The organism is Streptomyces sp. CBMA156, from assembly GCF_014596515.1.
In the GTDB taxonomy this organism is placed as follows: domain Bacteria; phylum Actinomycetota; class Actinomycetes; order Streptomycetales; family Streptomycetaceae; genus Kitasatospora.
Genome location: NZ_MSJQ01000284.1, coordinates 17,641 through 38,538, shown reverse-complemented (window position 1 = coordinate 38,538; position 20,898 = coordinate 17,641). Strand labels below are relative to the sequence as shown.

General features: G+C 75.1%; 21 protein-coding genes. 6 read left to right on the top strand and 15 right to left on the bottom strand.

The features are described 5' to 3' along the window. The coding region (locus BU198_RS24445; RefSeq protein WP_188299008.1) for a condensation domain-containing protein at positions 1 to 302 on the bottom strand (302 nt) is incomplete at its 3' end. 117 nt (positions 303 to 419) lie between these two features. Between BU198_RS24445 and BU198_RS24440 the strand changes: the two genes are divergently transcribed. Beyond that, a complete protein-coding gene (locus BU198_RS24440; protein ID WP_188297976.1) occupies positions 420 to 1,616 on the top strand; it encodes an amidohydrolase in 1,197 nt (398 codons plus the stop codon). 90 nt (positions 1,617 to 1,706) lie between these two features. On the opposite strand, the gene BU198_RS24435 is transcribed toward BU198_RS24440, so the two are convergent. The 8 genes from BU198_RS24435 to BU198_RS24400 form a co-directional block, all read right to left on the bottom strand. Then, positions 1,707 to 2,489 carry an AMP-binding protein gene (locus tag BU198_RS24435; RefSeq protein WP_188299007.1) on the bottom strand — a complete coding sequence of 261 codons (783 nt, stop codon included), beginning with the start codon at positions 2,487 to 2,489 and terminating at the stop codon, positions 1,707 to 1,709. Beyond that, complete coding sequence (locus BU198_RS24430; protein WP_188299006.1) at positions 2,489 to 2,713, bottom strand: phosphopantetheine-binding protein; 225 nt, start codon at positions 2,711 to 2,713, stop codon at positions 2,489 to 2,491. Before BU198_RS24430 ends, BU198_RS24435 begins: the two co-directional genes overlap by 1 nt. A 5-nt stretch (positions 2,714 to 2,718) precedes the next feature. Beyond that, positions 2,719 to 3,423 carry an isochorismatase family protein gene (locus BU198_RS24425; RefSeq protein ID WP_188299005.1) on the bottom strand — a complete coding sequence of 235 codons (705 nt, stop codon included), beginning with the start codon at positions 3,421 to 3,423 and terminating at the stop codon, positions 2,719 to 2,721. Positions 3,424 to 3,461: 38 nt separating this feature from the next. After that, on the bottom strand, positions 3,462 to 5,141 hold the full coding sequence (locus BU198_RS24420) for a (2,3-dihydroxybenzoyl)adenylate synthase (RefSeq protein ID WP_317620300.1): 1,680 nt from the start codon (positions 5,139 to 5,141) through the stop codon (positions 3,462 to 3,464). Further along, positions 5,138 to 6,349, bottom strand: coding sequence for an isochorismate synthase DhbC (gene dhbC / locus BU198_RS24415; RefSeq protein ID WP_188299013.1), 1,212 nt, complete (start codon positions 6,347 to 6,349; stop codon positions 5,138 to 5,140). Before dhbC ends, BU198_RS24420 begins: the two co-directional genes overlap by 4 nt. A 126-nt stretch (positions 6,350 to 6,475) precedes the next feature. Next, complete coding sequence (locus BU198_RS24410; protein ID WP_317620299.1) at positions 6,476 to 7,258, bottom strand: 2,3-dihydro-2,3-dihydroxybenzoate dehydrogenase; 783 nt, start codon at positions 7,256 to 7,258, stop codon at positions 6,476 to 6,478. A gap of 321 nt (positions 7,259 to 7,579) precedes the next feature. Next, positions 7,580 to 7,726 (bottom strand): hypothetical protein, encoded by a 147-nt coding sequence (locus BU198_RS24405; RefSeq protein ID WP_188299004.1) that lies wholly within the window; start codon positions 7,724 to 7,726, stop codon positions 7,580 to 7,582. A 182-nt stretch (positions 7,727 to 7,908) separates the two neighbouring features. Next, positions 7,909 to 9,138 (bottom strand): CapA family protein, encoded by a 1,230-nt coding sequence (locus BU198_RS24400; RefSeq protein WP_188299003.1) that lies wholly within the window; start codon positions 9,136 to 9,138, stop codon positions 7,909 to 7,911. Positions 9,139 to 9,449: 311 nt separating this feature from the next. Here BU198_RS24400 and BU198_RS43920 point away from each other — a divergent pair, with 311 nt between their 5' ends. From BU198_RS43920 to BU198_RS24380, 4 genes are all read left to right on the top strand, one after another. Further along, positions 9,450 to 10,280 (top strand): universal stress protein, encoded by an 831-nt coding sequence (locus BU198_RS43920; protein WP_188299002.1) that lies wholly within the window; start codon positions 9,450 to 9,452, stop codon positions 10,278 to 10,280. 100 nt (positions 10,281 to 10,380) lie between these two features. Further along, positions 10,381 to 11,661: a M48 family metalloprotease gene (locus BU198_RS24390; RefSeq protein WP_188299001.1), complete on the top strand. Its 1,281-nt coding sequence runs from the start codon at positions 10,381 to 10,383 to the stop codon at positions 11,659 to 11,661. 30 nt (positions 11,662 to 11,691) lie between these two features. After that, positions 11,692 to 12,114: a MarR family winged helix-turn-helix transcriptional regulator gene (locus BU198_RS24385; protein WP_188299000.1), complete on the top strand. Its 423-nt coding sequence runs from the start codon at positions 11,692 to 11,694 to the stop codon at positions 12,112 to 12,114. Positions 12,115 to 12,208: 94 nt separating this feature from the next. Next, positions 12,209 to 13,471 (top strand): PP2C family protein-serine/threonine phosphatase, encoded by a 1,263-nt coding sequence (locus BU198_RS24380; RefSeq protein WP_188298999.1) that lies wholly within the window; start codon positions 12,209 to 12,211, stop codon positions 13,469 to 13,471. 200 nt (positions 13,472 to 13,671) lie between these two features. Here the strand turns inward: BU198_RS24380 and BU198_RS24375 are convergent, their stop codons facing one another. The 3 genes from BU198_RS24375 to BU198_RS44300 form a co-directional block, all read right to left on the bottom strand. Beyond that, positions 13,672 to 15,105, bottom strand: a complete 1,434-nt coding sequence (locus tag BU198_RS24375) for an ABC transporter substrate-binding protein (protein WP_188298998.1) — start codon at positions 15,103 to 15,105, stop codon at positions 13,672 to 13,674. Positions 15,106 to 15,464: 359 nt separating this feature from the next. Continuing rightward, positions 15,465 to 16,241, bottom strand: a complete 777-nt coding sequence (locus BU198_RS24370) for a GNAT family N-acetyltransferase (RefSeq protein WP_188298997.1) — start codon at positions 16,239 to 16,241, stop codon at positions 15,465 to 15,467. A gap of 4 nt (positions 16,242 to 16,245) precedes the next feature. Next, positions 16,246 to 16,791: a MerR family transcriptional regulator gene (locus BU198_RS44300; RefSeq protein WP_188298996.1), complete on the bottom strand. Its 546-nt coding sequence runs from the start codon at positions 16,789 to 16,791 to the stop codon at positions 16,246 to 16,248. Positions 16,792 to 16,925: 134 nt separating this feature from the next. Between BU198_RS44300 and BU198_RS24360 the strand changes: the two genes are divergently transcribed. Next, positions 16,926 to 17,843, top strand: a complete 918-nt coding sequence (locus tag BU198_RS24360; protein ID WP_188298995.1) for an NAD(P)-dependent oxidoreductase — start codon at positions 16,926 to 16,928, stop codon at positions 17,841 to 17,843. 52 nt (positions 17,844 to 17,895) lie between these two features. Here the strand turns inward: BU198_RS24360 and BU198_RS24355 are convergent, their stop codons facing one another. The 3 genes from BU198_RS24355 to BU198_RS24345 all read right to left on the bottom strand — a co-directional run bounded on the left by BU198_RS24355 (position 17,896) and on the right by BU198_RS24345 (position 20,770). After that, complete coding sequence (locus BU198_RS24355; protein ID WP_188298994.1) at positions 17,896 to 18,684, bottom strand: SDR family NAD(P)-dependent oxidoreductase; 789 nt, start codon at positions 18,682 to 18,684, stop codon at positions 17,896 to 17,898. Positions 18,685 to 18,855: 171 nt separating this feature from the next. Next, a complete protein-coding gene (locus tag BU198_RS24350) occupies positions 18,856 to 19,587 on the bottom strand; it encodes an MIP family channel protein (RefSeq protein ID WP_188298993.1) in 732 nt (243 codons plus the stop codon). A 253-nt stretch (positions 19,588 to 19,840) separates the two neighbouring features. Next, entirely contained in the window at positions 19,841 to 20,770 is a 930-nt protein-coding gene (locus BU198_RS24345; RefSeq protein ID WP_188298992.1) for an NADP-dependent oxidoreductase, read from the bottom strand. Between the last annotated feature and the right edge of the window lie 128 nt (positions 20,771 to 20,898).

Sequence of the window (20,898 nt, the reverse complement as noted above, 5' to 3'; positions counted from 1 at the left end):
GCGGCGCGCAGGTCGAGGCGGAGCAGCGGCCAGTCGCGGCCGGGGCGCAGCCGTTGGCGGGGCGTGCCGTCCGGGCCGGTGACGACGACGGCGCTGAGCGCGTCCGCCTCGGCCACGGCCTGCCTCAGCGCCTGCTCGAACCGGTCCTCGTCGAGCGGGCCGGTGATCTCGACGGCGTCGCCGGTGTTGTAGACCGGGCTGGCCGGGTCGAGCGCCTGGGCGTACCAGATGGCGGCCTGGGCGGCGAGCAGGGGGATGTCGTCGGTCTGGCTGTCGGCGATCTGGGTTTCGACGGCAGGCATGGGGTGGAGAGCTCCTCGGGGATCCGGAACGCCTTACTTAGGTTAGCCTAATCTAACTTCATATGATCTGGTCAACGGCCTCGCACGGCCGGGCCCCTGACACCCCGGAGGCGCCCCATGTCCCCGACCGAGCCGCTGCCGCAGGGCACCGGACCCACCGCCGCCAAGGAGGCCGTGCGCACGCGCGTCCTCGCCCTGCGGACGGAACTGCTCGCGCTCAGCCGGCGCATCCACGCCCACCCCGAGACCGCCTTCGAGGAACACCTGGCGGCCGCCTGGTGCACCGAACTGCTGCGCGGGCACGGCTACTCGGTCACCGCGCCCGCACACGGCCTGGCCACCGCGTTCGACGCGCGCCTCGGCAGCGGTCCGGTCACCGTCGCCCTGGTCTGCGAGTACGACGCGCTGCCCGGGCTCGGCCATGCCTGCGGGCACAACCTGATCGCCGCCGCCGGGATCGGCGCGGCCCTCGGGCTCGCCCCGTACGCGGACGAACTCGGGCTCACCGTACGGGTGATCGGCGCGCCGGCCGAGGAGCGCGGGGCCGGCAAGGCCCTGCTGCTGGAGGCCGGGGCGTTCGACGGGGTGGACGCCGCGATGATGGTCCACCCCTGCCCGGTCGAGGTCGCCGACTTCCGCTCCTTCGCCCTCGGCACCCTGTCCGTCCGCTACACCGGGCGGGCCGCCCACCCGAGCCTCGACCCGCACCGGGGACGCAACGCCGCCGACGCGCTCACCGTCGCCCAGGTCGCGATCGGGCTGCTGCGCCAGCAACTCCCCCCGCAGTGGCGGGTGCACGGCATCACCACGGCGGCCGGGACGGCGCCGAACCTGATACCGGACAGCGCGAGCGCCGAGTACGAGATCCGGGCCTCGGCGGCCGAGGACCTCGCCGAACTGCGCTCCCGGGTCGAGGACTGCTTCCGCGCCGGGGCACTCGCCACCGGGTGCGAGGTGGAACTGACCCGGCCCGAGCCTGACTACCTGGACATGCGCTCCGACCCCCGGCTGCTGGCCCTGTGGCGGGCCAACGCGGCGGCGCTCGGCCGGCCGGAGCCGGTCGAGAGCGGACCCTTCGCCTGTACGGACATGGGGAACGTGTCGCACGCGGTGCCGTCGATCCATCCGGTGCTGGACATCACGGGCGGCACCTGTGCTCCGCACGAGGCGGCGTTCGCCGAGGCGGCGCTGGGCGCGGAGGCGGAGCGGGCGGTGCTGGACGGCGCGGTGGCGATGGCCTGGACGGCGGTGGACCTGACGGCGGGCGAGGCGGCGGGCCAAGCAGCGGGCCGGGCGGCGGCCGAGCCGCGCTGACCGGCACTGACCGGCGGGTGACGGCCGACAACTTTCAGCAGACAGATGATGAAATCTGTTCGCTGAAAGTTGTCACTTGAAACCCGGCCCTCACCCGCCGAGCAGCGCCCCGGGCGCGACCCGTACCGCCGTCACGCCCAGCTCCCGCACCAGCGCCCCGACCTCGCCCTCCTGCCACGGATCGGCGAGCACCACCGCGGCACCCGTCCGCAGCGGCCACAGGTACTCCCAGAGCGGCAGGCCCAGGTGCAGCACCCGGTCGCCCGGACCGAGCGGGTGGTCCGCCTGGAGCTCGCGCACCCGGCGGTCCGCCTCGGCATGGGTGAGCCGGACGGCGGTCGGGCGCCCGCCCGGGCCGTACCCGACGCAGAGCAGGTGCTGCGGGGTCAGCGCCCTGGGCGGGTCGGTGGGCAGCTCGCCCGCCGTCTCCAGCCCGTCGAGCGCCCCCGGCACCCCCTCCCCCAGCACGCAGACCGGAGCGTTCTCCGCGAGCAGCCGCTCCCGCCGCCCCGGGGTGTCGGCCGGGTCCAGCGGCAGGTACGCCGCACCCGACTTCACCACCGCGAGCAGCGTCGTCAGCAGCTCGGCCGGACGGCGGGCAGGCCCCAGGCCGACCACCGTGCCCGGACGGGCCCCGCGGGCGGCCAGGGCCCGCGCCAGCCGGTTCGCCGAGGCGTTCAGCTCGCGGTAGCTGACGGTCCCCCCGCCGGCGAGCACCAGCGCCGGCGCGTCCGGCGTCCGGGCGGCCTGCGCCTCGACCGGTCCCACCGCGGTGGTCGCCGGGTACCGCACCGTACGTCTGGGCAGCGGCGGCAGCTCCGGCACCGCGGCTGGCGCCTCCCCCAGGACCGCCTCCCGGACCCCGGCGGCCATCACGCCGCACCCAGCAGCTCGGCCCAGGCCTCGATCGCCGGGCGCTCCGCGAGCTGGACGAACGCCACCTCGGCCCCCTGCTCCTGCCAGCGCCCGGCGAGCGTCATCAGCCGGATGGAGTCCAGCCCCCAGTCGACCAGGTTCTCGTCCAGCGGGATCTCCGCCGGGTCCTCCCCGAGCAGGTCGGCGACCTCGGCCCTGATCCGCTCCACCGTGAAACCCATGCCCGTCACTTCCCGCCCACCCCTTCGAGCACGTCGGCATCCGAACCACCCGCGGCGCCGGCCGGCTCCGCGGTCACGCCCAGCGCCCCGAGCACGGCCCGCGCCGTGTCGACCATCCCGCAGCGCCCGGCCACCCAGGCCAGTGCGCCGCGGTGCTCCTCCGGGCCGAAGTCGGCGACCGCGTCGGCCACCACGAAGGCCTGCACGTCCCGCATCCAGGCGTCGCAGGCGGTGGCCTGGACCCCGATGTGCGCGTACACCCCGGTGATCACCAGCTGGTCCCGCCCCTGCTCGCGCAGCAGCCGCTCCAGCTCGGTGCGCACGAAGGCGCTGTACTTCCACTTGGTGAGCACGGTGTCGCCCGGCGCCGGGGCGACGGCGTCGGCGATCGCGGTGGCCCGCGGATCGTCCGGGATGCCGGGGCCCCAGAAGTCCTGCTGCAGCCCGCGCTCGGCCGGGCTCTGCCCGCCGAGCTGCGCCGAGTACACGACCGGGACGCCGGCGGCGCGCGCCGCGTCGGCCAACGCCGCGACGTTGCCGAGGAGTTCGGGCACCGGGGCGGCCCCGGCGTCGTAGGCGCCCAGGAAGTGGTTCTGGAGGTCGTGCACCAGCAGGACGGCGCGCGCCGGGTCCACCGTCCAGGCGACCCGGTTGGCGGGCAGTTCCTCGGCGGCGGGCAGGGGATAGCGGGGAATGCGGGGCAGGCCCACGGTGGTGTTCCTTAACTGGAGGGCGGTGGCCGACGGGATCAGCCGGCGGTCAGGGAGGCCGCGATCGCGGCGCGCAGGTCCTTCTTGCTCACCTTCCCGATCCCGGTGGCCGGGAAGGCCGCGACGAACTCGACCCGGTCGGGCACCTTGTACTCGGCGAGCCCGCGCTGCCGCACGAACCGCTTCAACTCGACGCCCTTCGGGGGTTTCTCACGGTTCTCGGCACGCAGCACCACATAGGCGCAGGTGCGCTCGCCCAGGTACGGGTCGGGCATCGACACCACCGCCGCGTCGTGCACCGCGGGGTGCGCGAGCAGGTGGTTCTCGATCTCCTCGGCGGCGACCTTCTCGCCGCCCCGGTTGATCTGGTCCTTGGCCCGCCCCTCGACCACCAGGTGGCCGGTCGGGGTGCGCCTGACCAGGTCCCCGGTGCGGTAGAAACCGTCCGCGGTGAAGGAGCCGGCGTTGTGCCCGGGCGCGTTCCAGTAGCCGCGGATGGTGTACGGGCCGCGGGTGAGCAGGTGGCCGGTGGCACCGTCGGGCAGGTCCCGGTCCTGGTCGTCCACCACCCGTACCTCGTCGTCCGGCGAGATCGGCCGGCCCTGGGTGGTGGTGATCAGCTCCTCCGGGTCGTCCAGCCGGGTGTAGTTGACCAGCCCCTCGGCCATCCCGAACACCTGCTGGAGCGTGCAGCCCAGCACCGGGCGCACCCGCCGGGCCGCCTCCTCGCTGAACTTGGCGCCGCCGACCAGCAGCACCTCCAGGCTCTCGTACCCGCGGACACCGCGCTCGGCGGCGTCCATCCAGAGCAGGGCGAGCGGAGGCACCAGCCCGGTGATGGTCACGCCCTCGCGCTCGATCAGCGGGAAGGCCGTCTCCGGGGCGGGCTGCGGGCAGAGCACCACCCGGCCGCCGGCGTACAGCGTGCCGAGCGAACCCGGCGAGCTGAGCGGGAAGTTGTGGGCGGCGGGCAGCACGCACAGGTACACGCTGTCCGGGTCCTGGCCGCACAGTTCGACCGAGCCGCGCAGCGAGTAGATGTAGTCGTCGTGGGTGCGCGGGATCAGCTTCGGCACGCCGGTGCTGCCGCCGGAGAGCTGGAGAAAGGCGACGTCCCCGGGGCCCGGCTCCCCGCCGAAGGCCTCGGGCCCGGGCCCGTCGCAGGGCACGTCGGCGAGCCGGACGTGCTCCCCCGGGTCCTCCCCGGCCACCAGCACCAGACGCAGCGCGGGGTTCTCCGACCGCACCCGGGTGGCGAGTTCGCGGTAGTCGTGGCCGCCCTCGACGGCCGGCACCACGTACGCGGCGGCCTCGGTGAAGGAGCAGAAGTACCCGATCTCGGCGTACCGGTGGGCGGGCAGCGCGAAGACCGGCAGCGCGCCGATCCGGAACAGCGCGAAGACGACCTCGAAGAACTCGGCGGCGTTGGGCAGCTGGACCACCACGCGGTCCCCGGCCCGGATGCCGCGGGCGAGCAGTCCGGCGGCCATCAGGTCGGCCCTGCGGTCGAGTTCGGCGTACGTCCAGCGCCGCTCCGCCGAGGCGACCGAGTGGCCGCCCGGGTCGACGACGGCGATCCGCTCGCCGTGGGCGGCGGCGCGCTCGCGCAGCATCCGCCCGAAGGTCTCGCCGCGCCAGTACCCGGCGGCCCGGTAGCGCTCGGCGAACTCGGCGGGGTACGGGGTGAATCCGGCGAGAACGGTCTCCAGCGGCGTCACCGGGCCACCCCCGCGGCGTCCAGGAAGGTGCGGAACTTGGCGCTGGTCTCGGCGAGTTCGGCCTCCGGCCGGGACTGCTCGACCACCCCGGCGCCGGCGTACACCCGCAGGGTGCGCTCCTCCGCCTCCGCACACCGGATGGTGACCACCCACTCGCCGTCGCCGCTCGCGTCCTCCCAGCCGACCATGCCGGTGTAGAGGCCCCGGTCGAACGGCTCGACCTCGCCGATCACCCGGCGCGCGACGTCCGTCGGCGTGCCGCAGACCGCCGGGGTGGGGTGCAGCGCGCAGGCCAGCTCCAGGGCGGAGACGGCGGGGTCTGCCAGCTCGCCGCGGATCGTGGTGGCCAGGTGCCACATCGCCGCCGTCCGCACCAGGGTGGGCCGTTCGGGCACCTCCAGGGTGCGGCAGTACGGCGCCAGCGCCTCGCGGATGGCGTCCACCACGACGGCGTGCTCGTGCAGGTCCTTGGGCGACTCCAGCAGCGCGGCGGCGCGCCGGACGTCCTCGCCGAGGTCCTCGCTGCGCGGCACCGAACCGGCCAGCGGGTTGGCCAGCACGGCCGTTCCCCGCCGGGAGAGCAGGAGTTCGGGGCTGGCACCGATCAGGGTGCGACCCTCGCCGGCCGGGACGGCGAAGGTGTAGCCGCCCGGGTCGCGGCGGGCCAGCCGCTGGAGGATGGCGGGCAGGTCGAACGGCTCGGCGGCGCTCAGCTCCAGCGTCCGCGCCAGCACCACCTTGCTCAACTCCCCGCCGCGCAGCCGCTCGACGGCCGCCGCGACGCCGGCGCCGTACGCCTCGGGCGCGGGCACCGGGCGGATCCGCCAGTCGGTCCGCTCGGCCTGCGGCGCGGGCAGGGCGATCAGCGGGTCGTCACCCAGGGCCCCCGCGGTGCGGACCCTGGCAGGGACGGCGAGTTCGACTCGGCTGTCCCGGTCGAACGCCACCGCGCCCACCACCAGGGGCCGTTCGACCCCGGCCCGGCCCGCCTCGGCCAGCGTCTCGGCGACCCGTACGGGCAGCGGACGCCCGTCCTGCGGCACCCGGGCGTGCACGCCGGAGCCGAGCAGGGTGCGGGTCGGCGAGGCGAAGAACGCCTCGTCGGAGCCCGCCCGGTACTGGCCGAGCAGTCCGCTGGCCGCACCGATGACGGCGTGGTCCTGGCTCCCGGCAAGGGAGTTCGCCGGGGCCCCGGGCCCGGCGGGTATCGGGCCGGCAGGGGCGTGGTGCACCGTGGTCACGGTGGTTTCTCCAGTCTGGGACGGTTCTTCGGGAAGGCGAGGAGGAGGGACGGGCGGGCGGACGGGCGGAGCGGCGGGCGCGAGCGGTACGGCTCAGGCGCGCAGGGTCGCGCCGCCGTCGACGTACAGGTCGTGCATGGTGATGTGCCGCGCCCGTTCGGAGGCCAGGAACACCACGGCCTCCGCGATGTCGGCGGGCGCGGCGATCCGCCCGAGCGGGATGCCGACCCGCCAGGCGCTCGGATCGCCCTCGATCACCCGGCGTTCGGCCGCCTCGGCGTCCTCGCCCCACAGCGCGCGCTGCATCTCGGTGTCGGTCGAGCCGGGCGACACCACGTTGCACCGCACCCCGGACCTGGCCAGTTCCAGCCCCAGGCAACGGGTGAACATGGTGGCCGCCGCCTTGGACGCCGCGTAGGCGGCCATCCCGGCCCGCGGCACACCGGCGGCGTTGGAGCCGACGGTCACGATCGCCCCGCGCCCGCGGGCCGCCATCAGACGGCCGACGGCGCGGCCGGTGTGGAAGACGCCGGTGGTGTTGACGGCGAAGGTGTCCGCCCAGTCGGCGTCGGTGAGTTCGACGACCGGAGCGGTGCGCAGGATTCCCGCGACGTTCACCAGCGTGGCGATCGGGCCGAGCCGGCCCTCGACCGACTCCACGGTGTCGGCCACGGCCCGGGCGTCGGAGACGTCCAGGACGTACGAGCGCACGGACGGAAGCTCGGCGGCCAGGGCTTCGAGCGCACCGGGGTTGCGGTCCACCGCGGCGACGACGGCACCCTCGGCCGCCAGCGCCCGGGCCACGGCCGCACCGATGCCCTGCCCGGCCCCGGTGACCATGGCGACGGCACCGGCGAATTCGGACTGTTGCTGCACAGGACATCCCCTCCGACCAGCAAGATTAGGCTAGGCTAACCTAACACAGCTGTTCGCCCGCGCCGAGAGTCTGTGCGAACGTCAACTCACTCCGGAGGCCCCGCACCGGACGCCCCGCACCGGATTCCGAACCCGGATTCCGGCGCCCGGTCGGTGCCGGGCCGGGGCGCGGACCCGCGCACGGCGCCGTCCAGGAGACCGGACACGGCGAGGCCGCCCGCCCCGAGTGGGGCGGACGGCCTCGGCGCCCTCTTCGGCGCCCTCTTCGGCGTCCTCTTCGGCGTCCTCTTCGGCGTTCTTCCGCTGCGGCGCCGCGGGCTCCTACGGCAGGCGGCTCGCGAGGATCAGCGCGCAGCCGTCGACCGGCAGGCCTGCCGGCTCCATCGGCTTGACGCCACAGGAGCCCGGCACGGCTGGGGAGTTGTGCTCGCGGACGGCCCGGGGGGCGTGGCCGTGGCGCTCCCCCACGGTGTTCCGGCACAGTGTTCCGACGGCCGGGCGGTTCCTCGAACTCGGCACAGAGGCGGGCGCGTCGAGGGTGGTGACCGCAGGCTCCCGGTGGGCGGCTGCGGGGCGGCGGCGTCGACCTCGCCGGGGGCGGATCCGGTCGGCCGTCAGTTCCCGGTGTCCGCCCACGGCGGGCACGCTAGCTAGCGCGGTGCGGCGGGGGTGGTCGCAGCCTTCGCCGGGCCCGAGGGGGCCTTCGTGGGGGCCGTGGACGGGGGAGCGGCGGGGGTCGTCTGGGCGGTGCCGGGAGCCCCCGGCGCCGGGGCGAGCCCGGTGCAGCCGCGCAGGCCGTCACGGCGCTTGAGGGCGGCCTCGGCGGTGGCGCCGGTGACCGGCTCCGGGATGCCCTTGTCGTCGATGGTGGCCGGGGTGAACACCTCGCCGGTCACCTTGCCGTCGGCGGTGAGGGTGAGGGTGGTGACGCCGGTCTCGTTGGAGTTGGCGTAGTTGGAGGTGCCGTACCAGAGGAAGTTGCCGAATCCGTACCCGACGTAGGTGTTGCCGAGCATGCCCGAGCCCACCATGGTGTGCGCGTGGGTGCCGACCACGGCGGTGGCGCCGGCGGTGGCGAGCTTCTTGGCGATGGTGGTCTGCGGACCGGTCGGACAGGCCTTGCCCTCGTCGCCCCAGTGCAGGTAGACGAGCACCACCGGGGCCTGCTGCTTGGCCGTCTCCACCGCCTTGACCAGCGCCGGGACGTCCAGCGCCGAGGCGATGCCCGGCTTGTTGGCGCCCGCCCGCCACTTCTGGTTGGTGAGGTCCTCGACCTGGCTCGCGGCGACCACCGCGACCTTCACCCCGCGCACGGTGGTGACGTACGGGGCGTACGCCTCCTTGGCGTTGCGCCCGACGCCGACCACCGGGATCGGCGAGGAGTCCTTGGCGGCGAGGGTGTCGGTGAGGCCGTCGGCGCCGAAGTCCACGGCGTGGTTGTTGGCCATCGAGACGACGTCGACGCCTGACTCCTTGAGCGCAGGGAGTGCCTTGGGCGAGGTGCGGAAGGTGTACGTCTTCGGCTCGGGGGCACCGCGCCCGGTGATCGCGGTCTCCAGGTTGAGGACGGACAGGTCGGCGTCGGCCAGGGTGCGGGATATCGGGCCGAGCGCCGGCTCGCCCGGCTGGACGGCCAGCCGGGCCTCGGTGCGGCCCTCGAAGTGGACGTCCCCGGCGAAGGCGACGGTGATGGTGCCGTCGGGCCGGGGCGGGGCGCTCTTGCCCGGGGCGGTGCCGGAGGGCGAGCCGTCCGTCGCCGAGGACGCGGTCGGCGGGGCGGGTGCGGCGGAGGCCGGGGCCGGGTCGGGGTCGTCCGGCCCGCAGGCGGCGACGGCGGTCAGTCCGACGAACAGCGCGACGGCGGCCGCGGCACGGCGCATGAGTGAAGTCCCCCCGAGGATGATCCAAGAGCGGTCAGCCTACGCCACCGAATCACCACCGCCTGGACCCGATCCCACAACATTCCGGCCACAAAAGGGCGCTGGCGGACGCGGCCCCGTGACGCCGCGCGAACCCGGCCCGGACGGCTGTCCCGGCCCGCCTACCCTGCCCGGGGCCGCTGCCCTGGCCCGCCCGTCCCAATCGTCCCGCCCGACCGGGCCATCCCGTCCCTGGCGCGGAGGCGGGCGGGGCGCGCAGCGTGGGTGTAGAGGGGGCAGGCTTCGTACCGAGGGCCCGGAGGTGTGACGTGATGGGCAGCAACCGATCCCCCGCCGTGGGCGGCGCCCCGTCCCCCGCCGTGAGCGGCAGCCGGGCCTCCCCCGCCCGGGAGCGCCGGATCGTGGTCGGGATCGACGGTTCCGAGCCGTCGAAGGCGGCCCTGCGCTGGGCGGTCGGCCAGGCCGTGCTGACCGGTGCGACGGTGCACGCGGTGGCGGCCTGGGAGTACCCCTCCCTGTACGGGTGGTTCGCGCCGATGGTGGACGACGGCTTCGAGCGCACCGCCCGTCGCACGCTGAGCGCGGAGATCAACGAGATCCTCGGCCCGGACCGCCCGGTGGAGGTCCGGGAGAGCCTGGTGCTCGGCCATGCCGCCGAGGTGCTGCTGGACGCGGCCGAGGCCGCCGACCTGCTGGTGCTGGGCAGCCGCGGCCGGGGGACCTTCGCCCGGACGCTGCTCGGCTCGGTGTCCACCCGCTGCGCGGTGCACGGGGCCTGCCCGGTGGTGATCATCCGCTCCGGCGGGACGGCCACCGGCCCGCCCCGGTCCGTCACCACCATCACCGGTGCCGGTGCCGGTGCCGCCACGGGCTCCGGACAGCCGGCCCCCGGTGCCGTGCGCACCAAGGACTGGCAACTCAGCCTGCACGTGGTCGAGGACGCCGACACCACCCGGGTGCACGCCGTGCTGGACGCCGACGGGAACGTCCTGCACAGCGACGCCCGCTCCCGCCGCAACCCGGGGGACGCCCCGGTCCCGGAGGTCGGCGACGAGTTCGCCGTCGGCCGTGCCCTGGTGGACCTCGGCCACCAGTTGCTGCGCGCCGGTGTCCACGGCGCCACCGGGCCCACCGGGGAGTGAGCGCCGGGCCCGCGGTGTGCGCACCGACCGGGCGGGTGCGCCATGCTGAATCGCCGCACCGCCCCTCCCGCGCCCCGACCGGAAGAGCCCGCACCCCGCCATGGACACCAGCCCGGCCCCCGAAACCCCGGCCCCCGACGGAAGCCACTCCCCCGCTCCGTCGTCCGACTCCGCCCCGGGCCTCGTCCCGGACCCCACCGCGGACCCTGACTTCACCGCCGCCGAGCGTGCCCGGGGCCGGGCGCTCCGCCGGGCCCAGCTGCCGTGGGCGCTGGGCGGGCGGCTGGCGGGCCTGGCGCTGACCCTGCTGCTCGGCCTCACCCCGGCCGGCGCCGCCCTGGTGACGGCCGTCGGCGGCCGGCTCGGCGGTTCCAGGACGGCCGAGGTACTGGCCGGCGCGGCGGCCCTGGTGCTGCTCGGCCAGGCGCTGCAACTGCCGTTCGGAGCCGGGGCGCGGACCGTCCGGGCCAGGTACGGGCTGGTGACCCAGGGCTGGGCCGGCTGGGCGCTGGACGCCGTACGCGGTCTCGCCCTCACCCTCGTCCTCGTCCTCCCGCTCGCGCTCGGGCTGTTCGCGCTGACCGCCTGGTCCCCGCAGCGCTGGTGGCTGCCGGCGGCGGGCGCGGCCGCGCTGCTGACGGCCGCGCTCTCCTTCCTCCACCCGCTGCTGATCGAGCCGGTGTTCAACCGCTTCTCCCCGATGCCCCCGGGCGACCTGCGCACCGCCCTGCTGGCACTGGCCGAGCGGGACGGCGTCCGGGTCCGGGACGTCCTGGTGGCGGACGCCTCCCGCCGCACCACCGCGCTCAACGCGTACGTCTCCGGGTTCGGGGCGACCCGCAGGATCGTCGCGTACGACACGCTGCTCACCACCGCCACGCCGCGCGAGGTGGAGCTGGTGGTCGCGCACGAGCTGGGCCACGTGAAGCACCGGGACGTGCCGGTCGGCACCGCGCTCGGCGCGCTCGGCGCGGCCGTCGCGGTGGCCGCCCTCGGACTGCTGTCGGCCTGGCGCCCGCTGCTGGACGCCGCCGGGACGACGGACGCCGCGGACCCCAGGGCGCTGCCGCTGCTGGCGGCGCTCGCGGCGCTGCTGGGCGTGCTGTCGGGGCCGCTACAGTGCGCGGTGAGCCGCCGGATCGAGGCCAGGGCGGACCGGCACGCGCTCGAACTGACCGATGACGCCGAGCAGTTCGTGGCGATGCAGCGCAGACTGGCGGTGGCGAACGTCTCCGATGTCGACCCGCCGAGGGTGCTTGAGCTACTGTTCGCCACTCACCCGAGTGCGACCAGTCGGATCGCCGCTGCCCGCGTCTGGCAGGCCACACCGGAGCGGCGAGCGCCGGAGCGACGCGCGACCCCGGGCGAATCCGTTGTATAGTGCAACAAATATCGAGGAGGTAGGAACGCCGTGCCCGGCCGCCAGTCGTCCATCGAGACCATCCAGCGCGAGCTGACCGCCTTCGCCCGCCGCGCCCGGCACAAGGCCTCCCAGCTGCACCCCGACCTCTCCCTGGTCACCTACAGCATCCTCGACCTGATCACCGAGCGCGGCGGCTGCCGGGCCGCCGACGTGGCCGCGCACTTCATGCTCGACAAGTCCACCGTCAGCCGTCAGGTCACCGCGCTGGAGAAGCTCGGCCTGCTGGCCCGCGAGACCGACCCGGACGACCAGCGCGGCCAGATCCTGCGCGCCACCGAGGCCGGGCTCACCCTGCTGCGGGACGCCAACGAGCAGCGCCGCCTCTCCTTCACCGCGCGCTTCACCGAGTGGTCCGACGACGACGTCGCCCGCTTCGCCGCCTACCTGGCCCGCTACGGCGACGAGGGCTGAGGAAGGCCGAAGAGGGCCCCGGCAACCGGCCGGAGAACGGCCGGTGCGGCGCCTCCGGGTGCGCCCCGACACCTCCACGGTGTACAGAGGAGGAGTGCCCCTCCGGCAGCGTCCCGATGCGCCGCACCCACCCCCCGCGCCGCACCCACCCGACCGCCGCCGCGCCTGGCGGCCCGACCGCCGGGTGCTGACGGCGCTCACCCTCGCGCTGATCGTGCTGATCACCGTGGTCGACATCCTCTCCCCGCCGGAGATCCACCTCGGACCGCTGCTGATCGTCGCCCCCGCCCTCACCGCCTCCTTCGCCGGCCCCCGGGCCACCGCCTGGGTCGCCGCGCTCGCGTTCGCCGCGCTGACCTTCATCGGCGCCGTCCGCGACAGTCTGACCAGCGCCAACATCGAGACCCAGCTGAGCGCGCAGCTGATCGTCTCGGTCCTGATCGTCGGACTGCGGGTGCTGCGCGAGCGGCACGAACGGGAGCTGGCCCGGGTGCGCTCGGTGTCCGAGGCCGCCCAGCGGGTGCTGCTGCGCCCGCTGCCGGAGCGGATCGGGCCGCTGCACCTGGCCTCCGTCTACCTGGCCGCCGAGGCCGAGGCCCAGGTCGGCGGCGACCTGTACGCGGCCGCCCGGACCGCCACCGGCACCCGGCTGCTGGTCGGCGACGTGCGCGGCAAGGGCCTGTCCTCGCTCGGCGACGCGGCCCTGCTGCTCGGCGCCTTCCGCGCCGCCGCGCACCTGCACGCCGAGCTGCCCGACCTGGCCGCCTACCTGGACGGCAGCGTCAGCTGGGACCTCGCCCAGCTCGCCGAACAGTCCCGGCGGGACCGGTGGGACCGGCAGGACTCACGGGCCGCACGGGATGGACGGGACCGGCAGCCCCGGCCGACGCTGTCCGCACTGGCCCGTCCGGCGCCCGAGGAACCGCCCGAGGAGAGCAGCGAGTCCGGGGAGTCCTTCATCACCGCGGTGCTGCTCGACATCCCCGACGACGGCTCCCCTGTCCGCCTGATCGACTGCGGCCATCCGCCGCCACTGCTGCTGAGCGACGGCGGCATCACCACCCTGGCCGCCCGCCATCCCGCCCCGCCGCTGGGCCTCGGCGAGCTCGCGCCGGTGCGGTACGAGGTGGAGACCGTCCCGTTCCACCCCGGCGACCGGCTGCTGATCTACACCGACGGCGTGATCGAGGCCCGCGACGCCCAGCGGCGCTTCTACCCGCTCACCGAACGCGTCGCCGCCTGGCGCGCCGAACGCCCCGCCGCCCTGCTCCACCACCTCCGCCGCGATCTGCTCGCCCACGTCGGCGGCCGGCTGGACGACGACGCGGCCATGGTCGTGGTCGAGCGGCTGTGGTGAGGGACCGCGGACGGCCCCGCGGCCGACGACGGACAGGCGGACAGGCGGACAGACGGACAGACGGACAGACGGACAGGTCGAGGCTCCCCGACGACGGGTAACAGATGACAGATTTCAACTTCTGAAATCTGTCATCTGTCATCCGTTATCTGTTGGCCGTTATCTGTTACCCGTCGACTGTCATCTGTCCTCCGAGCGCGCTACGGCCGGTACGGCAGTTGCGGCACGTCGAAGCAGTTCGTCGTCATCGACGGCACCTGGGTGACCCAGCCGCCCTGCCCGCCGTGGGCCGAGTCCTGCCAGCGGGCGGCGTTCAGGCAGGCCCGGGTCAGACCGGAGGGCGGCGGCTGCGGGACGAAGGAGGCGGGCAGGATCAGCCCGTGCGCGTCGTACGGCTCGGTGCGGTTCATGAACGCCTCGACGCAGGAGCGGGTCGGTGCGGCGCCGCAGGAAACCAGAGCGTCGGTCAGCCACTGCGCGCCCGCCCAGCCCTCCAGCTCCCAGGCGGACAGCCGGGCCGCCCGGTCCGGCTGGTAACGGGCCATCGCGGTACGGAAGTCGTGCACCGCCGGGTACTGCTCGTCCTCGTAGTTCAGGCTCGACGAGGTCGCCCACAGCGCGTTGCGGCAGTTCGGCGAGGAGGCATAGTCGGTGCGCACCGACTCCGACCAGTTCTGCACGGTGGTGACCTTCGCCGCCACCGTCACCCCGGCCTCGTCCAGCGCCCGGCACAGTGCCGCGTTACCCCGGGAGTCCATCGCGTCGAACAGCAGCTGTGAGCCGTCGGCGTGCACGGCCGCGGCCACCGCCTGGAAGTTCGGCAGGGCGAAGTCCACCGTCTGGAGCAGCACCCGGTACCCCTCGGCCTCCAGTCCGGCCTTCAGCTGCCCGGCGTACCGGGCCGAGTCGGCCTGGTTGTACGCGACCACGGCGGCGCTGGTCGCGCCCACGCGCTGCTTGAAGAAGCGGAACACCTCGGTGCTCTGGTAGAGCGTCCCGTTCCACCCGACCGACCGACCGTCGCGCGGGGCGGCGCTGCCGTAGATCCCGTACAGGTGCGGCCAGCGGTCGTACTCGGTGCCGATCGGCTGGCCTCCGACGTCCGGCACCGCCTTGCCGCTCACGTACGCGGCACCCGCGTGGTCGAGGACGCTGCCGCTGACGAACGCGAAGACGTGCGCCTGGTCGATCAGCCGGTGCACGCAGTCCTGGTTGCCCACCCCGCTGCCGCCGTCGTCGCAGGTCACCAGCCGTACCGTGCGCCCGTGCAGGCCGCCGCGGTCGTTGAGGGCCTGGAAGAAGGCCTGGGCTCCGTAGCGCGGACCGCTGAACACCTCGCTGCCGACCGGGCTGGTGAGCGAGGTGACGATGCCGATCCTGATCTCGGTGGCGGTGACACCGGTGTCGGAGGCGGGGTTCCCCCCACTCCCGGTGGCGCCGGGAGTGGGGCGGGCGGTGAAGGCCTCGTCGGGCAGCCGGGTGCCGCAGCCGGCGAGCGGCACGAGGGTCAGCAGGAGCGCAGCGGCGATGGCGACGGCGGAGCGGTTCGGGCGGACCGCCGCCTGGACACGGCCGGGCCACCGACGCGGGAGCGCGTCGGTGGCCCGGCGACGCGACGGGGCGGTCGGCCGCATCCGGTCAGCTGCAACCGGGGATCGGGGTGGCGGTGGCGCCGCCGGCCTGGGTGAGCAGGCCGCACAGAGTCGACCGGGACACCTTCCAGGTGCCGTTGTCGAGAACGGACGGCGGCCGCCCGGGGGCAGCGGGTGCGGAGGAGGCTGGACGACACGACGGGGCTCCTTTCCACGGGAGCCCGGACGACCCCCGATCGCGGTGCCACCACGATGACCCCCGTACCCCCTCCCGCACATGTACCGAACGGCACACCCCGAGCGGCGACACCCCCGTCGACCCCGGCCCACCCCTGCCGATCGGCAGGGGCAGACGCAGGGAAACGGGCAGGCGCAGGGGCAGGACACCCGGCGTCAGGCCGTCAGGCCACGCCCCGCACGTACGGCGTCGTCGTGCTCAGCCAGGCGAAGCCGAGGCGCTGGAGGATGGGACGGCTCTGGTCGCTCGCGTCGACCTGGAGGTACTGGTAGCCGAGGTCGGCCGCGAGGCGGGCGCGGTGAGCGACGAGGGCGCGGTAGATGCCCCGGCCGCGCCACTCCGGCGCGGTGCCGCCGCCCCAGAGCCCGGCGAACCCGGTGCCCGGGATCAGCTCCATCCGGGCGCCGCTGACCGGACGGTCCCCGGCCATCGCGACGACCATGCTGACCGTCTCGGTGCCCGCTCGCAGCTGGTCGAGCATCCGCTCGCGCAGGCCGGGGTGCTCCGCGCCGAAGGCCAGGGCATGGGCCTCCATCAGCAGCTCCACCCCGGCCGGGTCCGTCACCGGGAGCAGCCGGACGCCCTCGGGCAGCGCGGAATCGGTGGGCAGGTCGGCGATCCGGGCGATCATCAGCGCCTCGTCCGGCTCCGGGGTGAAGCCGGCCGCCAGCAGCCGGGCGCCGAGGTCGGCGGGCCGGTCGTGGGAATAGGCCTTCCACTCGAACTCCAGCCCCGACTCAGCGAAGTGGCGCACCTGCGCGGCGATCGCCGCGTCCGCCCCCGCCTCGTCCAGGCCGGACCAGACCACGCCGTTCCAGCTGTGCTCCGCGCCGACCTGCCGGACCACCGCGCCGTCGCGTTCGACGCGGCAGCCCGGGTCGGGCGGCGCGTTGCGCCGGAGTCGGTCGTCGTACAGGGCGAGCACCTCGTCATGATCCATCCGCTCACTCCAGCACGGCACGGGAACGCACGCCATCGAGTTTCCGCGCCACCGGCCGCGGGCGGCGGGCCCCGACGGGCGTCACGTCCGCGCTGGACGTCCGGTCGCCGACGGACGCCTGGTCACCGACGGACGTCCGATCCCCTGCGAACGCCCGGCCCCCGGCCTGGAGCCGGCCGGAGCGGATCACCTCGCTCGGCTCCTCCGCACCCATGATGGCGTCCAACAGGGTCACGGCCTCGCCGAGTTCGTCCATCCGCCGGGTGATCCGGGCGCGTTCCCCGGCCAGGCCCGCGAGCAGTTCCGGGCAGGTCGGGCCGGGCCGCCGCTGCCCGGGGAGCGGCAAGCCGTGGAGGACCTCGGCGATCACGGTGCTGTTGAGGCCGGCCGCGAGGAGGGTGCGGATGCCGCGGACGGTCTCCACGTCCCGCTCGCCGTACTCGCGGTAGCCGCTGGGGCGGCGCTCGGGGGCGAGCAGCCCCTGTTCCTCGTAGTAGCGCAGGGCGCGCGGGGTGACGCCGGCCCGCCGGGCGAGTTCTCCGATCCGCATCGCGGTACCTCCTGTGGCCACACGTCCGCCTGGACCTTCCACCCGGACTCTCCGCGCCGGCTCTGCCTCGCGCTGCTCCGTCGCGGCCCTCCGCCTTGACCCTGCCGTCGGCGTGAAGCTCTAGCGTAACCGCCATGCCGAACGAACGATCTTCCTCAACCAACCCCACCCGTACCGCCGTTGCCGTGCTGGGCCTGGGCCCGATGGGCCGGGCGCTGGCCGGGGCGCTGCGGGCCGCCGGCCATCCGGTCGCCGTGTGGAACCGCACGCCGGGCCGGGACTCCGAGCTCCTCGCCCTCGGCGCGCGGTCGGCCGTGAGCGCCGCCGAGGCGGTGGCGGACGCCCCGCTCGTCCTGCTCTGCGTCCGCGACCAACCGGCCGCCCGGGCCGTGCTGGAGACCACCGGGCCCGCGCTGCGCGGCCGGACCGTCGTCAACGCCACCTCGATCGCGCCGGGCGACGCACGGGCGAACGCCGTCGACGCCGAGGCCCGGGGCTTCGACCTCCTGGCCGCCGCGATCCTCACCCCCACCCCGACCATCGGCCGCCCGGAGGGTACCGTCCTGCTGAGCGGCGACGCCGAGGTCTTCGCCGCCCACACGGCGACGCTGCGGGCGCTGGGCACCGTACGGCACGTGGGCGCGGACCCGGGCCGGGCCGCGGCCTTCGACGCGGCCCTGCTCGACCTGTTCTGGACCACCGTGCACGGCTGGCTGCACGCCCTGGCCCTGGCCCGTGCCGAGGGCATCGGCGGCGCCGAACTCGCGCCGTACGCCCAGGGGTTGCCACGCATACTGCCGCCGCTGATCGACGACTTCGCCCGGCGCGCGGACGAGCGCCGGCACCCGGGCGACCGGAGCAGCCTCGCCTCCGCGGAGGCCGGGCTGGCGCACATCGCCCACACCGCCCGGGCGCGCGGCCTGGACACCTCCGTACTGGACGCGGCGCTGGCGCTCACCCGGCGGGCGGTCGCGGCCGGGCACGGGCCGGAGGGGGTGTCCGCCCTGGTCGAGCTGCTCGCGGCGGAGCCCGGCCTCCCCGGCCGGCCGTAGCACCGACCGTACGGCTGCCCGACGTCACCGACCGCACGACCGCACGACCGCCCTACTGCGCCAGGTACCCACCGTCCACCGGCAGCACGACCCCGGTGACGAAGGACGCGTCGTCGGAGGCGAGGAAGAGGACGGCGGCCGCGACCTCGGCCGGGTCGCCGAGCCGGCCCATCGGGTGCAGCTTCTCGATCGCCGCGAGGTACTCGGAGCCGCCGGGCTCGTCGTACAGCCGGGCGACGCGCTCGGTGGTGATGGTGCCGGGGGCGACGGCGTTGACCCGGATGCCGCGGTCGGCCCACTCGACGGCGAGGTGCTTGGTGAGGCCGGAGGCGACGAACTTGGCGGGCCCGTACACCGCCTGGCCGCGCTGGCCGGCCTCACCGGAGATGGAGGAGAGGCAGACGATCGAGCCGCCGGGCCGCTCCTGCGCGGTCATCGCCTCGATCGCGTACTTGCAGGTGAGGAACATGCCGCGGCCGTCCACGGCCATCACGTGGTCCCAGTCCTCGGCGGTGGCCTCGGTGATCTCCATCAGCGGGATGACCCCGGCGTTGGCCACCAGGACGTCCAGCCGCCCGTGCCGCTCGACGGCGGCGGCCACCATCCGGCGGGCGTCCGCGTCGTCGGCCACGTCGCCGACCACCGTGCTGACGGCGCCCGGGAACTGCCCGGCCAGCCGGTCCAGCCCGGCCTCGTCCACATCGGTGGCGACCACCGACGCGCCCTCCCGGACGAATCGTTCGGCGGTGGCCCGCCCGATGCCACTGGCCGCGCCCGTCACCACACAGGAGCGGCCGGCCAGCCGCCCGGCCGCGGGGGTTCCCGCGTTCACAGTCACCATGGCGGCGACTCTACCCAGCGGGCGGGCGGGAGCGGGGGCCCTTCGGCCGGGGCGCCGGATCCGGCCGGTCGGCGGCTCGAAAGTCGCCTGGAGGAAACGACGGCAGCGACGGCCGGGACCGTCGGTACGGTCCGGCCGTCGCTGCCGTCGCTGCCGGCTGGACCGCGGGAGCTACACCCGCGCGTCCGTGGCCAGCGCCTCCGCCACGGGGAGGTTGGGCTGCGGGTGGGTGAGCAGGTGCGCACCCGCCGCCAGCGCGCCGCCGACCAGCGGGGCGAGCAGGAACAGCCACAGCTGCGAGAGCGCCTCGCCGCCCGCGAAGAGCGCCGGGCCGAAGCTGCGCGCCGGGTTGACCGAGGTGCCGGTGAGCGGGATGCCGACCAGGTGGACGACCACCAGCGCGACGCCGATCGGCAGCCCGTCGAAGCCGACCGCGGCCAGCCGGTGGGTGACCGACAGGACGACGTAGACCAGCAGGAAGGTGAGGACGACCTCGGTCAGGAACGCGCCGCCGGCGTTGATGTGCATCTGGGAGCGCTCGCCCCAGCCGTTGGTGCCGAGCTTGCCGTGGGTCTCCAGGCCCGGTATCTGCTTGGCCAGCAGCAGGACCAGTGCCGCGCCGGCGATGCCGCCGAGCAGCTGCGCGATCCAGTACGACACCGCCGTGCGCGCGTCGATCCGGCGGGCCAGCAGGAAGCCGAGCGTCACCGCCGGGTTGACGTGGCAGCCGGAGATCGGCCCCAGCGCGTACGCGAGCGCGAGCAGCACGAAGCCGAACGCGAACGCGATGCCCACCGGGCCGATCGCCTGCCCCGCGAGCACGGCCGCGCCCACCGCCAGCAGCACCAGCAGCAGAGTCCCGAGGAACTCGCCGATCACCGCCCGCCTGTCCGTTCCACCCATACGCCTGGTCCTCCTGACCGTCAGGGCAGGCGGATCGGTGCCGCCCACGTCCGGCCAACCCTGGTCGACCGTTCGAGGGACCGCATGTCGGCCGAACGGCCCACCGCCGTGTTCACGGCGCGCCCGCCTGCCGAATTACTCCGAACGGATGAAACCGTACGGAAATGGCAAGGCTTACGCAAAACGGTCATAGGTGATCAAGGCGGGGCAGGGTGGGCGGAGGCCGACCCGGCAACCGGGCGGCGGACGGCTGTCAGACCGTCAGCACGATCTTGCCGCGCACGTGCCCGGCCTCACTGACCCGGTGCGCCTCGGCCGCCTCCGCCAACGGGAACACCCGGTGCAGCGGCAGCCGCAGGGTGCCCGCCTCGTGCAGGGCGAGCGCGGCCGCGTAGGCGCTCCGGTGGTAGGGCTCGACGCCCTCGGCCCCGCCGTTGAAACGGACGCCGTGCTCCTGCGCGCCCTCGATGTCGGCGATCGTCAGCACCCGGTCCGCACTGCCCGTCAGCTCGATCGACAACGGCAGCACCCCGCCCCGCCCGGCCGCGTCCAGCGCCCGGTCCACCCCGCCCGGGGCGGCCGCCCGCACCCGCTCGGCCAGGCCCTCGCCGTACGTCACCGGGATCGCGCCGAGCTCCCGCAGGTGCGCGTGGTTCGGCTCGCTCGCGGTGCCGACCACGGTGATCCCGCGCGCCCGGGCGAACTGGAGCAGCACAGTGCCCACCCCGCCGGCGGCGCCGTGCACCAGCAGCGTCTCGCCGGGCCGCACGCCGAGGACGTCGAGGGCCCGCTCGGAGGTCTCGGCGGCCGTCGGGATCGCGACGGCCTCCTCCCAGCCCAGCGTGGCGGGCTTGTGCGCCAGCCTCGCCACGTCCACCACCGCGTGCTCGGCGTAGCCGCCGCCCATCGGCGCGCCGAACACCTCGTCGCCGGGCGCGAAGCCGCTCACCCCGGCTCCGACGGCCTCGACCACACCGGACACCTCGAAGCCCGGCACGATGGGGAACGTGAACGGGAACAGCCCGGCCAGCTCGCCGGTGCGCAGCCTGCGGTCCGCCGGGTTGACGCCCGCCGCGCGGACCGCGACCCGCACCTGACCGGGGCCGGGGACGGGCAGGTCGATGTCGGTCAGGCGCAGTACGTCCGCGCCGCCGAACTCGGAGTAGGAGATCGCCTTGGTCATGGAAGGCCCTTCGGTTCCAGGGGAGTTGGTGTCTCCCGACACCTCCATCCTGGAACCGGGGGCGGGCACGACCAGCCGGTCCTTCGGACGGTTCGACCTGTCCGAACGGCCAGGCGGGATCGACGGCA